Source organism: Klebsiella sp. 10-1 (assembly GCF_009758445.1).
Taxonomy (GTDB): Bacteria; Pseudomonadota; Gammaproteobacteria; order Enterobacterales; family Enterobacteriaceae; genus Klebsiella; species Klebsiella scottii.
On the sequence record NZ_WQRE01000001.1, the window covers coordinates 154559 to 168764 of the forward strand.

Annotated in this window: 15 protein-coding genes; 8 read left to right on the forward strand and 7 right to left on the reverse strand. The window is 53.4% G+C overall.

The genetic code is table 11. The features are described from left to right. The first annotated feature begins 45 nt into the window (after positions 1 to 45). Positions 46 to 1335 carry an arsenic transporter gene (locus GO007_RS00725; protein WP_095097921.1) on the forward strand — a complete coding sequence of 430 codons (1290 nt, stop codon included), beginning with the start codon at positions 46 to 48 and terminating at the stop codon, positions 1333 to 1335. 15 nt (positions 1336 to 1350) lie between these two features. Further along, positions 1351 to 1776, forward strand: coding sequence for a glutaredoxin-dependent arsenate reductase (gene arsC / locus GO007_RS00730; RefSeq protein WP_095094441.1), 426 nt, complete (start codon positions 1351 to 1353; stop codon positions 1774 to 1776). Positions 1777 to 1935: 159 nt separating this feature from the next. Here the strand turns inward: arsC and GO007_RS00735 are convergent, their stop codons facing one another. The 3 genes from GO007_RS00735 to rihB all read right to left on the reverse strand — a co-directional run bounded on the left by GO007_RS00735 (position 1936) and on the right by rihB (position 5014). Beyond that, positions 1936 to 2508, reverse strand: a complete 573-nt coding sequence (locus tag GO007_RS00735; protein ID WP_095094443.1) for an HD domain-containing protein — start codon at positions 2506 to 2508, stop codon at positions 1936 to 1938. 246 nt (positions 2509 to 2754) lie between these two features. Further along, on the reverse strand, positions 2755 to 4005 hold the full coding sequence (locus tag GO007_RS00740) for a NupC/NupG family nucleoside CNT transporter (protein WP_095094445.1): 1251 nt from the start codon (positions 4003 to 4005) through the stop codon (positions 2755 to 2757). 76 nt (positions 4006 to 4081) lie between these two features. Beyond that, entirely contained in the window at positions 4082 to 5014 is a 933-nt protein-coding gene (gene rihB / locus GO007_RS00745; RefSeq protein WP_095094447.1) for a ribosylpyrimidine nucleosidase, read from the reverse strand. A 137-nt stretch (positions 5015 to 5151) separates the two neighbouring features. On the opposite strand from rihB, the gene yeiL reads away from it, so the two are divergent. The 3 genes from yeiL (at position 5152) to GO007_RS00760 (ending at position 6833) form a co-directional block, all read left to right on the forward strand. Then, the gene (gene yeiL / locus GO007_RS00750) at positions 5152 to 5844 is read left to right on the forward strand and encodes a transcriptional regulator YeiL (RefSeq protein ID WP_095094449.1); all 693 of its coding nucleotides are present in this window, start codon (positions 5152 to 5154) and stop codon (positions 5842 to 5844) included. 519 nt (positions 5845 to 6363) lie between these two features. Beyond that, entirely contained in the window at positions 6364 to 6621 is a 258-nt protein-coding gene (locus GO007_RS00755; protein ID WP_095094451.1) for a hypothetical protein, read from the forward strand. Next, complete coding sequence (locus GO007_RS00760) at positions 6618 to 6833, forward strand: hypothetical protein (RefSeq protein WP_041144338.1); 216 nt, start codon at positions 6618 to 6620, stop codon at positions 6831 to 6833. The genes GO007_RS00755 and GO007_RS00760 overlap by 4 nt, the downstream gene beginning before the upstream one ends. 132 nt (positions 6834 to 6965) lie before the next feature. Here GO007_RS00760 and yczR read toward each other — a convergent pair whose 3' ends face one another. Then, positions 6966 to 8393 (reverse strand): MocR-like transcription factor YczR, encoded by a 1428-nt coding sequence (gene yczR, locus GO007_RS00765; protein ID WP_095094452.1) that lies wholly within the window; start codon positions 8391 to 8393, stop codon positions 6966 to 6968. A gap of 87 nt (positions 8394 to 8480) precedes the next feature. On the opposite strand from yczR, the gene yczE reads away from it, so the two are divergent. Both yczE and GO007_RS00775 read left to right on the forward strand, forming a co-directional pair. Beyond that, the gene (gene yczE, locus GO007_RS00770) at positions 8481 to 9095 is read left to right on the forward strand and encodes a membrane protein YczE (RefSeq protein WP_095094454.1); all 615 of its coding nucleotides are present in this window, start codon (positions 8481 to 8483) and stop codon (positions 9093 to 9095) included. A gap of 92 nt (positions 9096 to 9187) precedes the next feature. Further along, positions 9188 to 9541: a DUF1428 domain-containing protein gene (locus tag GO007_RS00775; RefSeq protein WP_095097924.1), complete on the forward strand. Its 354-nt coding sequence runs from the start codon at positions 9188 to 9190 to the stop codon at positions 9539 to 9541. Positions 9542 to 9596: 55 nt separating this feature from the next. Here GO007_RS00775 and GO007_RS00780 read toward each other — a convergent pair whose 3' ends face one another. Beyond that, positions 9597 to 10466, reverse strand: coding sequence for a nickel/cobalt efflux protein RcnA (locus GO007_RS00780; RefSeq protein ID WP_095094456.1), 870 nt, complete (start codon positions 10464 to 10466; stop codon positions 9597 to 9599). 165 nt (positions 10467 to 10631) lie between these two features. Here GO007_RS00780 and GO007_RS00785 point away from each other — a divergent pair, with 165 nt between their 5' ends. Further along, entirely contained in the window at positions 10632 to 10904 is a 273-nt protein-coding gene (locus GO007_RS00785; protein ID WP_095094458.1) for a metal-sensing transcriptional repressor, read from the forward strand. Positions 10905 to 10946: 42 nt separating this feature from the next. On the opposite strand, the gene GO007_RS00790 is transcribed toward GO007_RS00785, so the two are convergent. Both GO007_RS00790 and GO007_RS00795 read right to left on the reverse strand, forming a co-directional pair. After that, positions 10947 to 12506: an EAL domain-containing protein gene (locus GO007_RS00790; RefSeq protein ID WP_095094460.1), complete on the reverse strand. Its 1560-nt coding sequence runs from the start codon at positions 12504 to 12506 to the stop codon at positions 10947 to 10949. A gap of 264 nt (positions 12507 to 12770) precedes the next feature. Next, entirely contained in the window at positions 12771 to 13880 is a 1110-nt protein-coding gene (locus tag GO007_RS00795) for an ABC transporter ATP-binding protein (RefSeq protein WP_095094462.1), read from the reverse strand. Between the last annotated feature and the right edge of the window lie 326 nt (positions 13881 to 14206).

Below are 14206 nucleotides of genomic sequence, written 5' to 3' on the forward strand. Positions count from 1 at the left end.
AATAAATACATATTCACTAAATCGAATGTGTTTAAGGGGTTTGACGTGTTATTGGCAGGAGCAATCTTCGTACTCACCATTGTCTTTGTGATTTGGCAGCCTCGTGGCCTCAGTATTGGCTGGACGGCTTCTACTGGAGCGGCACTGGCTTTAGTTACGGGGGTTATACAAGTCAACGACATTCCGGCTGTATGGCACATTGTCTGGAATGCTACCGGGGCCTTTATCGCGGTCATCATCATCAGCTTACTGCTTGATGAATCGGGTTTTTTTGAATGGTGTGCTCTGCATGTTGCCCGCTGGGGGAATGGACGCGGGCGGATTCTGTTTACCTACATCGTTTTGTTGGGGGCTGCCGTTGCTGCACTTTTCGCTAATGATGGCGCGGCGCTGATTCTTACGCCGATCGTTATTGCTATGCTGCTGGCGCTGGGTTTCAGCAAAGGAACAACGCTGGCTTTTGTTATGGCCGCCGGGTTTATCGCGGATACGGCAAGTTTACCGCTGATCGTCTCTAATCTTGTGAACATTGTTTCCGCTGACTTCTTCCAGCTGGGGTTCAGTGATTACGCTTCCGTGATGGTACCGGTGGATCTTGCCGCTATTGCTGCCACGCTTGCTGTCCTTCATCTGTTCTTCCGTAAAGACATTCCCGCCGTTTACGAGCTATCGCGATTGAAAGCACCTGCAGAGGCTATTAAAGACCTGGCGACGTTCAGAACGGGTTGGATAGTGTTATTGCTTCTTTTAGCCGGCTTTTTTGTGCTGGAGCCTGCTGGAATCCCGGTAAGCGCTATTGCCGCAGCTGGGGCGTTAATGCTCTTCCTTGTTGCTAAACGCGGGCATTCCATCAATACGGGCAAAGTGTTGCGTGGGGCGCCCTGGCAGATAGTTATTTTCTCTCTTGGAATGTACCTGGTTGTTTATGGTCTGCGTAACGCAGGACTCACCGAATACCTTTCCGCTGTTCTCAATCAGTTTGCGGAACGGGGCATCTGGGCAGCTACGCTGGGAACCGGCTTCTTATCTGCGTTCTTGTCATCGGTCATGAACAACATGCCCACTGTCCTGATTGGCGCTTTATCGATAGATGGAAGTACGGCATCAGGGGTTATCAAGGAAGCGATGATCTATGCCAATGTGATTGGCTGCGATCTGGGGCCGAAAATCACACCAATAGGCAGTCTCGCAACCTTGCTTTGGTTACATGTACTTGATCAGAAAAACATTAAAATAAGTTGGGGGTACTATTTCCGGGTGGGCGTGGTTATGACGCTGCCTGTGTTATTGGTCACCCTTAGCGCGCTGGCTCTGCGCCTGTCGCTTTCCCTGTAAGATAGGAGAAGAACCGTGACTGATATAACCATTTATCACAATCCAGCATGTGGAACATCCCGTAATACGCTGGCTTTGATTCAAAATAGCGGTGTTGAACCAACCGTGATTCTCTATCTGGAAACGCCACCGACCAGGGCGCAACTTAAGGCGCTGATCGGCGCAATGGGGATCGGTGTTCGCGCATTATTGCGGACAAATGTTGAACCATACGACCAGCTTGGGTTAGCTGAAGACCGCTTCAGCGATGAAGAACTGATTGCAGCCATGCTAAGTCATCCGGTTTTGATCAATCGCCCGATCGTCGTTACACCACTGGGAACGCGTCTGTGTCGCCCGTCAGAGGTGGTGCTGGAGATTCTGCCTGCGCCCCAGCAGGGAGAGTTCATTAAGGAAGACGGGGAAAAAGTCGTTGATAAGGATGGCAAGCGACTGATTTAAGTTTAACCGTAGGCTATCCCGCATCATCCGTGTTGTCCGCGCCCCTGGGCGTGAGGTTCTGAGCGGATGATGTGGGCTGATTTGTATTTTGCGCGGTAGCCCGAAGTCACCCGCTGCATTGGGGCAATATGTATCTACGCTCTGCCCGCGTCATGGTCGTCAAATATTAGCAAAATGCTTCATTATCAAATTCTCGCATATTCCCCATAGCCCGGATGAGCCTCTTTTTATCGTCGGCCCATAACGAGATAATACCTGTTCAAGCGCTACGCCGTTTTCTTTCCAGGTTCCCCCGTCAGTAAATATATTAACAAGCAGTGGCTGAAAGCGATCGAGGGCCTTGGCAAATTGAGCATCTGCGGTTTCTGCCAGCTCAAACTCTTGCCACAAATTAAGGAACTCAGTGCATTGTGGCTGCGGCAATAAACCAAACAGCCGCATCGCCGCTGCGGACTCCTCTTGATACAGTTCGCCTGAATAAGAACTATGAATTGGATGATCTCCAACATCTATTTCGACAATGTCATGCAGCAAGAGCATTTTTATCACGCGACAGGGATTAACGGCTCCATCGGCATATTCGCTCAATATTAAGGCGTACATCGCCAGATGCCAGGAGTGCTCGGCAGAGTTTTCTTTGCGGCTTGTATCAAGCAGCGGTGATTGCCGTATGACCGTTTTAAGTTTGTCAATTTCTCGCAGAAAGGTTAATTGTTTTTCCAACGCCGTCATTGCATTTTCCTTCATCTGAAAATCATATAGTGGAATACGGTCACTATTTCTACTGCCTGGAGTGACGCTTAGTCCTCAGCCTCTGGGTATAGTGACTTCAGCATTGGCTCCGGCGGTATACGTCAATGCGCAAGGGCGCCAGTCCGCCCCTGCAGGCTCAGGAGGCGGACTGGCGAACACCTGAGTCTGAAAACGGTTGCGGGCTGATGACGCCCTGGAACGACCGGCATCGCAGAGGCGTAACGCTTAGCCAATACCGATAAAGAAACCGGCGATAGTCGCGCTCATCAGATTCGATAGCGTCGCTGCGAGCAGGGCCCGCATGCCCAAACGCGCTATTTCCGAGGTGCGCTCCGGCGCAACGGCGGAGAAAGCGCCCACCACCACGCCGATGGAGCCAAAATTGGCGAATCCGCACAGCGCGAATGAAACAATGGCGATAGTTTTACTATCCAGCAGGCCGGCATCATGCAGATAGGGTGAGAAGCTAAGATAGGCAACAAACTCATTCACCACCAGCTTCTGGCCGATCAGGCTACCTGCTAGCGCGGCATCACCCCAGTCAACGCCCATCAGCCACGCCAGCGGCGCCATCACCACGCCCAAAATAGACTGTAGGCTTGCATCACCATAGCCAAACCAGCCGCCGACACCGGCCAGAATCCCATTGATCAACGCTATGATACCAACGAATGCCATCACCACTGTTGCCAGTCCGGCGGCGATTTTGAGACCAATGATTGCTCCGGATGCCGCTGCTTCTATCAAGCTACGAGCGGGCGTTTCATTGAATGACAGATTATCAAAATCCACTTTAGACTCTTCCGTCGCGGGGCTAAGTAAACGAGCAAACAGAATACCGCCGGGAATGGCCATCAGTGAGGCGGCCAGTAGATACTCGATCGGCACGCCCAGCCCTGCGTATCCCACCATCGTTGAGCCGGCAATCGACGCCATGCCGCTGCAAATTGCGGTAAAGAGTTCATTACGGTTGAGACGATTAATGAAAGGTTTGACGATAGCCGGGATTTCATTCTGCCCAAGGAATATTGTCGTCACCGCGACAAAAGATTCGATCTTACTAATCTTCAGCGCCTTCTGAAATAACCCGCCTAATATCCGAATTAAAAATCCCATGACGCCTATGTAATACAGGATACTTACCAGGGCAGTTATGAATATAATTGCCGGGAGTACGCGGAATGCAAAAACAAAGCCTGCACCGTCAAATACTTTATCCATCTGCGGGCCGGCCAGGGCGCCAAAGATAAAGGCGCTACCGGCATCGCTATAGCATAATACATGATGAATTCCGTTTGCCGCTTTCTCTGCCAGCCATTTTCCCGGCGGTAGGTACAGCATAGTGCCGCCAATAACAATCTGTATTAAAAGTGCCGCACCGGTGGTGCGTAGGCTAATACTTTTTTTATTTACTGATAGCAAAAATGCAATCGCCAGCAGTACCACCATACCAGGAACGCTTCTCAGTATATCCATAATGATCTCTCTTCATGTCATCTTTGGGATGTGTCATAGCGGTATGGGCGACTGCATTCTGCCCATGGTGGTTGATTTAGTGGTATTTACGTACGCATTCTTCTACCAGGTCCCAGAACCACGCGGTATCCAACGTTATGCCAACCTTGGTATTTGCGCTTTTGCCGAGTACACCCAGTTCGTCACAGACCGTGCGGCCATAGCATGGCCCGCTGTTGACGTCGATCTCGACATACATCTCCTGCACTTTGAAAGCATCAGGATTGATGAGATAAGCGACGCAGGTGGCATCATGCACCGGGCCGCCTTCCAGGCCATAGTTGTCGTATTGTGTCTTCAGTGTGAAATTCATCATGTCGCTGAATAACTTACCGGCCGGCCCTCCGGCATTTTCCATGCGCGATATGATGTCTGGAGTACAAACCGTTTGGTGGGTCAAATCGAGCCCCATCATCACCAGAGGAACGCCAGAGGTAAAGACCACGCGGGCGGCCTCAGGGTCGGCGAAAATATTAAACTCGGCGGAAGGGGTGAAGTTGCCGGTACCATAAGCGCCGCCCATCAGTACGATTTCACGAATTTTTGGAATAATAGCTGGCTGCATCCGCATCGCTACCGCGATATTAGTTAACGGCCCCACCGGGACCAGAGTAATATCTCCTGTGCTATCCATTAATGTATCAATAATAAAGTTAACGGCGTGCTTTTTTTCTGCTTTGCGGGTAAGTGGGCCGAAAACAGGGCCATCCAGACCGGTTTCTCCATGAATATTATCGGCGACAATTTGCTTGCGCATAATCGGCTGCGGCATCCCGGCATATACCGGGGTGTCAATATTCAGCGTTTGACAAACGTTCAGGCCGTTGATCAAGGTTTTATCGAGGGTTTGGTTTCCCGCAACGATGCTGATGCCCAGTAATTCAATTGCAGGATGTTTTGCTGCCAGCATAATTGCGATGGCGTCATCATGACCCGGGTCGCAGTCCAGGATTATTTTGCGCGTTGCCATTTTTATTCCTCATCTTTTATTTTGGAACACCTGGATATAATTTCAATAAAATAATCAGGTGCAGTAGGGTTGATGTTTTCACCTTATCAGCGGCAAACTACACCGGGCATGAGAAATCTCATAGGGGCGAGCGGGTGATGAAAGAAGTACAAAATGAATCCTTTAAAAATCAACTAATAAAGGAGTATGGCTATGTTGATAAATTTTCAATGGATGTGATCCGTAACACACATTTATTCCATGCTCAGGCCGGAGACTACATTGTGCGGGAAGGTACTTTACCTACCTTTCTTTTTTATCTGGCGAGCGGACGCACCAAACTTTATGTCACATTAGCCAATGGTCGAATATCCTTAGTCGATTTTTTCAGCGCCCCTTGTTTTATTGGTGAAATAGAAGTATTAGATGACCAGCATCAATCTCGCGGGGTGCAAGCTATTGAAGAGTGCTGGTGTCTGGCATTGCCAGTAAAAACCTTACGGACGGCATTGCTCAACGATACATTATTTCTGCGCAACGTTTGTCTCGGCCTGGTTGAAAAGAATTTTCGCAATATTGTCACCTCAACGCGTAATCAGGCTTATCCGTTGATAAATCGCCTGGCGGCTTTTATTTTGCTGACCGAGCATGATGCGCTGTATAAAGAAAAACATACTCAGGTAGCAGAGTATCTTGGCGTAACCTATCGCCATCTGTTATATGTTATTGCGCAATTGAGCGCGCAAGGAATATTGATAAAACTTAATTCCGGCTACGCGATTAATAATAAAGAAGCGCTAACGGCGCTGGCACGGGAAATGGAGCCTAATACCACAATAGCCGGCAATTAATCAGGCTGCCGCCGCGTTCGGCGTTGCCAGGTTAAACAGATACAGTCAGCCCTCATCGGTCATTTATTGAGCTGACAATATCTCTCTCAGCAGACGGCGGCATTACCTGGAATGACTCAATCTATTGGCTACTTCCTGGCCGCCTTCGCTGATGGGCGGACTTCATCAATATGGCGGCAACTGGCAGGCAACCTTGGTCATGCGTGTGGTGCTTTGCCCGATCATGACCGTCCTGGGTTTGTAAGCCGGTCGCTCGGTTCGTATCTCCGATACGGGACCTGGGGCCAGAATCAAAAAGTGCAAATCCTCGGGCCGAAAACACTTTGAGCCCGACAAAAAAAGTAGCTGTCATAATTTTGAAATAATACTGAAATATATCCGTCATACATTCGTCATAAATAACTGGCAGATTAGTAGTGGGAATTTGTTGCCAGATTACAAGCCGTAAATATATGTCTGGATCAACATGTTAACTTCGTGTATTAATTATGATGAATTTATTGCACGGGAAGCGTGACTATGACCACAGTGGTTTTGAACGTAAAAATTGATGCAGAATTAAAAGAGAAGCTGCGTCACTATGCGGAATTAAATAACGAAAATCTGGGTACTGCGACGGAGAAACTGCTGCTACTCGCTTTTCAAATAGCGGATTCAGCAGACGAGGCGGGGGTTTCGGAAGAGGATATTGACAGCCAGCATACCGAAGAGGAAGAGACCCCATTAACCCCTAAAGAAATCAAAGCGTTAAGAAAGATTCTGAAGAAGAGAAAATGAAACAACAACTCTCTACAGCCAGCAACTACAGCGAAGCCTGCGACATGTTACGTTCAGGGTATGTGAAGCACGTTCGCCTGAACTGGAATATCGGCAGCGATGAGTTCTTTCGCATTGCTTCCGACTGGTGCGAAACCGGGGCGAAAATAAAAAAAGATGACGATGGTTTTATTATCTCGCTAAAAAGCTTTCCCATTCCGCGCCAGCATTAATGAAATGCGGTTAATTTTGTCATTACGCTGACATATTGCGATGACAAGATGAACTGCAATTTTATAAAAACATCTCATATCGGTCATGGATGATGACTTTTGACGGGCTGAACCCAGCCCGTCGATATTTTATTATATTATTTTACGCGTCCGCGTATTTTCACTCTGCTGTGCGAGACTATGCCACAGCGGCTGTAGCGTCGTGAAGGCGCTGCGTAATGCCTCATCCTCCAGCGTAAACGGTAGCCGCAGATAGCGATCAAAAGCTCCTGCGAGGCCAAAGCGCGTCCCGGTTCCAATATGAATACCGCGGCTTTCTGCCCGTGCGGAAAGAATTGTCGCCAGCATTCCCGGTAGCTCAACCCAAAAAGAGAGCCCTCCTTCCGGCGGCGTAAAATGCCAGTGGGGAAAATATTCAGCCATCAATTTACCGCACATGTCCCGGCGAGCGGCCAGCATTGCCCGGCGCGGCGGGAGCAGCTGTTTTTCATTTTCCAGCAGCCAGCAGCAGGCCAGCTGTTCGAGCAGAGGCGAGCCTAAGTCCAGGGAGTCGCGAGCCTGGACGAGTGAGGCGATGGTTCGGGACGATGCGCGGATCCAGCCAATGCGCAGCCCGCCCCAGAAGCTTTTGCCGGCAGAGCCGATGGTGATAACCGGCGCCTCGGGGTTGAAGGCCGCCAGCGGCGGCGGCGGCGGGGCGTTGTACCATAAATCAACCATTGTCTCATCGACCACCAGCGTGGTGCGCGTATGGGCTGCAATATCAGCCACCCTCTGGCGGGTCGCGCTATCCATACAGCGGCCGGTGGGATTGTGAAAATCCGGCATCAGCCAGGCCAGGCGCGGGGCGGTTTGCGCAATGGTTGCCGCCAGTCCGTCGCAGTCCCAGCCCTGTGAGGGCAGCGCCACGCCAACCGGCCTACAGGAGGCTCCCTGAATAGCGCTGATGGCCATGGGATAGGTTGGGGCATCGACCACCACGCGGTCGCCGGGCCCGGTCATTAAGCGCAAAACCAGCGCCAGGCCGCTAAGCGCGCCGTTTACAATCATCACTTCCTCAGGCCGGGTCGGTAAACCGCGCTCGCAGTAGCGGCGGGCTATCGCCTCGCGCAGTGCCGGCAATCCCTGCTGATCGTAGCCGGTGCTGGTCAGATGCTGCGGCATCACGCCCAGCGCATGATGGTAGGCCTGATGAATCTCCGGCCCGGCGCTGAGGGCGGCGGTGGCCAGATTAACCGAGGTTGCGATGATGGCCTGTTCCGCGACTCCAGCCTGGCGCTGGGGCAGGGCGATACGCGAGCCGCTGCCCTGGCGACTATAAAGATATCCCTCTTCCCGCAGCTGGCCGAGCGCGCTGGCGATGGTCGTGCGGCTAACGCTCAGCGCCGTCGCCAGCTCGCGTTCACCCGGCAGACGCGTTTCCAGCGTCAGGCGGCCATCGAGAATCAATAGCCTCAGGGCTTCAGCCAGCTGACGCCAGAGCGGCGTGCGGGAGGCGGACTCCTGCCAGTTGCCCAGCAGGCGAACCAAAGATTGCGTACCAAAGCGACGAGAGGTCATAGCGATCCACTTTTGTAAAACTGGCCATTAATTATCAATCCATTTTTGCTGATGATGGCGAGGTCCGCAATCATCCAGAGGTAAAAAATGTTACGTCGTCTACTGCAGCTCTATATCGGTCTTGTCCTGTACGGCGTGTCGACCGCGCTCTTTGTGCACGCCAATCTCGGAGCCGACCCGTGGGATGTTTTTCATCTGGGCATGGGTAAGCAGTTTGGCCTGGATTTTGGCACGGTCATGATCCTGACCGGCGCGGCGGTCCTGCTGCTGTGGATCCCCCTGCGCCAGATGCCCGGGCTGGGAACCATCAGTAATGTGATCGTGCTGGGCCTGGCGGCAAATGCGACCCTGGCGGTTTTGCCGCCGCTGGAATCGGTCGTGGTGCGCAGCCTGATGCTGGTCGGGGCGGTGGTCCTCAACGCCCTCGCAACCGGTATGTATATTGGCGCCGGATTTGGCCCCGGGCCGCGCGACGGTCTGATGACCGGCCTGCATGCCCGTACCGGCTGGTCGCTGCGCGGGATCCGCACCGCCATCGAGGTATCGGTACTGCTCATTGGCTGGATGGCCGGAGGCACCTTTGGCGTCGGCACCGTGCTGTATGCGCTGACCATCGGGCCGCTTATTCAGCTCTGTTTGCCCTGGTTCCGTCAGCCCGTCGCTCCGCAGTCCATTGCCGCCAGCCGCGAAGCCGCATCCTGATTTTATGCCGTCGCCGGTGATGAGAACTAAACTTAACGCTGCAGATGTCGCCGGGTTTGCCGGCTGCGCTGCTCACTTCGGAGATAACGCTCATGAAGTACGTTGATGGTTTTGTCGTTGCCGTGCCCGTGGAAAATAAGGAGGCATACCGCGAGATGGCAGCGAAGGCCGCGTCACTGTTCAGAGAGTTTGGCGCACTGCGCGTAGTGGAGTGCTGGGCGGACGACGTTCCGCAAGGCAAGTTCACCGACTTTCGGATGGCGGTAAAAGCCGAGGACGATGAAGAGGTGGTATTCAGCTGGATCGAATATCCGTCGAAAGAGACGAGGGATGCCGCCAACGCAAAGCTGATGACGGACCCGCGGATGAAGGCGCTGGGAGAGAGTATGCCCTTTGACGGCCAGCGCATGATCTTCGGCGGCTTTTCGCCGCTTCTCGATGAATAATCTGCCAGCATCCCCATCCCGCCACCTCCCGGTGCAGGGGATGGCGGTAGCCGGGCTACAGGCTGCTCCAGCCGTGCAGCATCATATACAGCCCCACCGCGATAATCAGCGCGCCGGAGATCCACGGAGCCTTGCGCGACAGATCGTTGAGAGCGGGCCAGCGCTGGGTAACATGCTTCAGGCTGAGCGCCGCGATAGCGCCGGATATGACCAGCGTCAGCGCCAGCCCAACGCTAAAGCCCAGTACCAGCGTGGCCCCCAGCGAAAACTGCTTCAACTGCAGGCAAATTAGCAGCACGGTTATCGATGCCGGACACGGGATAAGCCCGCCGGTCAGGCCAAAGATAACGATCTGCCCGGTTGTTACCCGCTGGCCGTCAAAGCGACGATTGATCTCCAGCGCGTGCGCCTGCTGGTGGGCATCCTGCCAGCCGCTGTCCACCAGCTGATGGTGGTGATGGCGATCGTCGTGGCTATGATGATGCTCGTGCTCGTGCTCGTGCTCATGTTCGTGCTGATGGTCATGATGGTCATGATGGTCATGATGGTCATGATGGTCATGATAGTCGCTATCGCGATGCGCCCGCGATTCATGCCAGGTGCGCCGCAGCATCCAGCAGGCGATGAGCACAATAACGATCCCGGAGATCAGCTGAAACCAGGGCTCCGAGGTCCGCGCATCCCAGCCGCGACCAAACCAAAGCCCGGCCATCGCCACCAGCCAGACCACCGCCGTGTGCGACACCGTTGCCGCCAGCCCCAGCAGGATCGCCTGCTTTAGCGTACCGCGCACCGCCACGATAAAGGCGGCCATCATCGTTTTAGAATGCCCAGGCTCGAGGCCGTGCAGAGCGCCCAGCAGAATCGCGCTGGGAATAAAGAGCCAGGCGTTGCCCTGGTGCAGAAGAGAGCTGAAATCGTTCATGTCGCGATCCTCGTTGAAAGTGATCGCATACTACTCCCCCCATGTATACTAATACTACCCCCCAGTAGATAAATGTGCTCAAAGGGAAGGGCGTGCTATGCTGGTCGCATTACGAATGCCGGCCCCTGGCGCCGTAGCAGACAGACTTAAACGGTGGATTGCCTCATGTCACACACGGTTCGACATAAGAAGATGTTATTAACCCGGCTGAAGAAAATTCAGGGGCAAAGCAGCGCCCTGGAAAAGATGCTTAATCGCGAGCATGAGTGCGGGGAAGTGCTGCAGCAGCTGGCGGCAATCCGCGGGGCGGTGAACGGCATGATGCTGCAGGTGATTCAGGGGCATCTGACCGATCATGTGGTCAAAGAGCCGGAAGAGCTGCAGCGCGAGGCCGATCTTGAAGTGGTGATGCAGGTGATTAAATCCTATCTGAAGTAGCCGTCAGCCCTTGGCGCCGCACCGACGCGATCCGGGCGGCGCTCAGGATGCCTTGAGGTTGTTTTCCGCCCACAGAATAAATTCCTCTTTCGCCAGCGCTTTGCTGTATAGCCAGCCCTGGGCGTACATCACGCCGTGATCGCGCAGCCAGTCGCGCTGGCGTTCGGTTTCCACACCCTCCGCGACGGTCGCCAGATTTAGCGCTTTTGCCATCTCGATGATATGCGGCGTCAGCGGTTTATACTCCAGAGTATCAACGAACGATTTATCGATTTTCAGGGTATCGACGTCCAGCTGCTGCAGGTAGCTCAGGCTGGAGTAGCCGGTACCGAAATCATCAATGGAGATGCGGTGCCCCGCCCGACGATAGCTCGCGATCACCGGGAGAGTGGTTTGCGGGTCAACGAAACCGCGCTCGGTAATTTCCAAAATGATCTGCTGTGCGGCGATATTCCAGTGCTCAAGCTGTTCGCGCAGAAGCATCGGCAGCTTTGGCGAGCGCAAATCATCAACTGACAGATTAATCGAAATATGGACCTCCGGGCGCTGTCGCAGCCAGGGGCCGAGGTCAGCAAATATTGTTCGGACGATATCCTCAGTTAAGCGGGTAATAAGCCCCGTTTGCTCGGCGAGCGGGATAAAAATATCCGGCGACAGAAAGCTGCCGTCGGGCTGCCTCCAGCGCGCCAGCGCTTCAGCTCCGGTGATTTTTCCCGTCTGCAGCGAGACAATCGGCTGATAGTAGACCTGGATGGCGCTGGAGTTCAGGGCATCCAGCATCCCATAGCGTGGCGAGCGCAGCCGACGCAGCAGCCGCAGAATTAAAAACGAGGCCAGCAGGCTGGTGAACAGGCCGATGGGCACCCACAGCAGCAGCAGATGCCGCCATCGCTCCTGCAGCGGCAGGGTTGAAGACCAGGTCGCGATCCCCAGGCCCAGCTCCGGTATGCGGTGAATGCGGAAAACGGTATTGTCGAGGGCCAGCGTTTTGGCATTCTGGTTTTTGATTTTCTCCCAGATTAGCGGATCGATCTTTTCGCTACTGACGATCGCCTGTTCGCGCCGGGTGCCAAATAAAACGGTGTGGATCTTATCCGGACTAAGCTGGACGACGTCGATAAACGACGCGGGATCTATCATCACCATATGATTATCGCTGCCCAGCGCCGTCATCCGGCGCTGCATGCCCAGATCGTTGAGGGATGTCAGCCAGGCGCGATAGCCGTCGGAGGTGATGCTATCGGGCTCGGGAAATTTGACCGGGGCGCTGTGGTCTTCAAGAGAAGAGCACTGCGGGACTGAATTATGCAGCCACAGCACTTCCTGCACGTAGCGATGGGTATAAGCAATACGCCGCATCGCCTGTAAATGCTGCGGGCTGCACGAGGCGTAGGGAATGGCCTCTGCTTCCTGCAGGGCCTCTTTCGCCCGATCGGCCACCTGCTGAACCCGCATTAAAACGCGTTTGGAGTAGTTATCCAGTTCGCTATAAAACTGCGTTTTTGCCTGACTCGTTGCCAGCCAGATGCTCAGCCCGGTGGGTAAAATAATGGCGAGAATCAGCACCCCCGTAACCAGACTCACCAGATGTCGGGTCGTCATGAGAATATCCTTATGTCAGAGGGGGTTCGATGAGTATACCCGATAGCGTAAAAAGGTTACGGCGGAGGTGAATTATTATTGGATGTAAAAAATGCCCGAACCGGAAGATGCCGCCGATATCGGGCTAAGATGGACGATCCGAGCGTTCAAAGCGTTGAACGCGCGGAAAAAACGAGGGCTGGAATGCCTTCCGCGCTAGCGTTAAGCATTCCGTAACAGCTTAATCGACGATCGTGACAGCGAGATGTTGCTCATCATGAAGGTCTAGTGGGCGTCCGGGGCGGCAATATCGGCGCTGATGCGCAGGTCATTTTCATCAAAGACCATACAGAAGCCGTCGTCGAAGGCGACGTCGATTTTCTGCCACGGGCGAAAGTGCACGTCGCCGGGGAGCAGGATTTTGACATTATCGTGACCGTAGCACTGACCAAACAGATAGGTGTTGTTCCCCAGCCGTTCAACGACTTCGCACTGGAAGCTGACGACCGTTCCGCTGTGAATATCGGTCGACAGATGCTCAGGACGGATCCCTAACGTGACGCTATCGCCGGGCCGTAGCGGGGAGGTGGTGATATTCAGCGTCAGGTTATGGTCCTGCGCCATCTTCACGCTGAGCTGCCCCGGCTGCCATGCGGTTACCGTCGCGGGCAGGAAGTTCATCTTCGGCGAGCCGATAAACCCGGCCACGAATTTATTGACCGGGTTATAGTACAGCGACATCGGCGAGCCCATCTGCTCAACCTTGCCGTAGTTCATCACTACGATCTTATCGGCAAGAGTCATGGCCTCAACCTGATCGTGGGTGACATACACCATCGTAGTTTTGAGCTCATGGTGCAGTTTGGCGATATGCAGACGCATCTCGACGCGCAGCTCGGCGTCGAGGTTAGAGAGCGGTTCATCGAACATGAACACCCGCGGATTGCGCACGATGGCGCGACCGATCGCCACGCGCTGGCGCTGGCCGCCGGAGAGCTGTTTGGGTTTGCGGTCCAGCAGATGCGAGAGCTGCAGGGTTTTCGCCACCATTTCAACCTGACGACGAATCTCGTCTTTCGGCACCTTATTGACCTTCAGGCCGTAGCCCATGTTTTCCGCTACCGTCATATGCGGATAGAGCGCATAGGACTGGAATACCATCGCCACGCCGCGATGGGCGGGAACAACATCATTCATCACCTCATCGCCAATCAGCACCTCACCATCGCTGACCTCTTCAAGACCGGCAATCATCCGCAGCAAGGTTGATTTCCCGCAGCCGGAAGGCCCAACGAAAACCGCAAATTCACCATCTTCAATATCAAGATTGACCTGATGCAGCGTCACGGTACTGCCAAACCGTTTGGTGACATTCCTCAGTCGTATATTGGACATCAACGTTCCCCGGGGTTAGTAGTCGTTATTTGCCGTTGGGATTAGGGTTGCAGCGGGTTTTTGTATTACGTGTAACAACTCGTCTGAACGATGATCAACAGCACTGAAATCATGCTATGACTATAACTTCCAGTATTTTTGAGCCCTACACCGATGTTTCATTTCTGCAATCATGATCACACAACTGGCAGCTTTATATGGTTTTATCCGTCTCCAAAGCGTAGCGTATAACAAATCATGAAAATCGGATTTTACCGTTATAAATCACCACAAAATGGCTGATGTAAACATCGACTAACGTCAGTATGATTAAAAAAACCAATAAA

What these genes read in the sequence shown, in the direction of transcription:
- GO007_RS00795 (WP_095094462.1), bottom strand. Translation starts at nt 13,880, where the DNA reads ATGTCCAATATACGACTGAGGAATGTCACCAAACGGTTTGGCAGTACC.
- rihB (WP_095094447.1), bottom strand. Translation starts at nt 5,014, where the DNA reads ATGGCAACGCGCAAAATAATCCTGGACTGCGACCCGGGTCATGATGAC.
- GO007_RS00785 (WP_095094458.1), top strand. Translation starts at nt 10,632, where the DNA reads ATGTCACACACGGTTCGACATAAGAAGATGTTATTAACCCGGCTGAAG.
- yeiL (WP_095094449.1), top strand. Translation starts at nt 5,152, where the DNA reads ATGAAAGAAGTACAAAATGAATCCTTTAAAAATCAACTAATAAAGGAG.
- GO007_RS00790 (WP_095094460.1), bottom strand. Translation starts at nt 12,506, where the DNA reads ATGACGACCCGACATCTGGTGAGTCTGGTTACGGGGGTGCTGATTCTC.
- yczE (WP_095094454.1), top strand. Translation starts at nt 8,481, where the DNA reads ATGTTACGTCGTCTACTGCAGCTCTATATCGGTCTTGTCCTGTACGGC.
- GO007_RS00755 (WP_095094451.1), top strand. Translation starts at nt 6,364, where the DNA reads ATGACCACAGTGGTTTTGAACGTAAAAATTGATGCAGAATTAAAAGAG.
- GO007_RS00780 (WP_095094456.1), bottom strand. Translation starts at nt 10,466, where the DNA reads ATGAACGATTTCAGCTCTCTTCTGCACCAGGGCAACGCCTGGCTCTTT.
- GO007_RS00760 (WP_041144338.1), top strand. Translation starts at nt 6,618, where the DNA reads ATGAAACAACAACTCTCTACAGCCAGCAACTACAGCGAAGCCTGCGAC.
- GO007_RS00740 (WP_095094445.1), bottom strand. Translation starts at nt 4,005, where the DNA reads ATGGATATACTGAGAAGCGTTCCTGGTATGGTGGTACTGCTGGCGATT.
- yczR (WP_095094452.1), bottom strand. Translation starts at nt 8,393, where the DNA reads ATGACCTCTCGTCGCTTTGGTACGCAATCTTTGGTTCGCCTGCTGGGC.
- GO007_RS00735 (WP_095094443.1), bottom strand. Translation starts at nt 2,508, where the DNA reads ATGACGGCGTTGGAAAAACAATTAACCTTTCTGCGAGAAATTGACAAA.
- GO007_RS00775 (WP_095097924.1), top strand. Translation starts at nt 9,188, where the DNA reads ATGAAGTACGTTGATGGTTTTGTCGTTGCCGTGCCCGTGGAAAATAAG.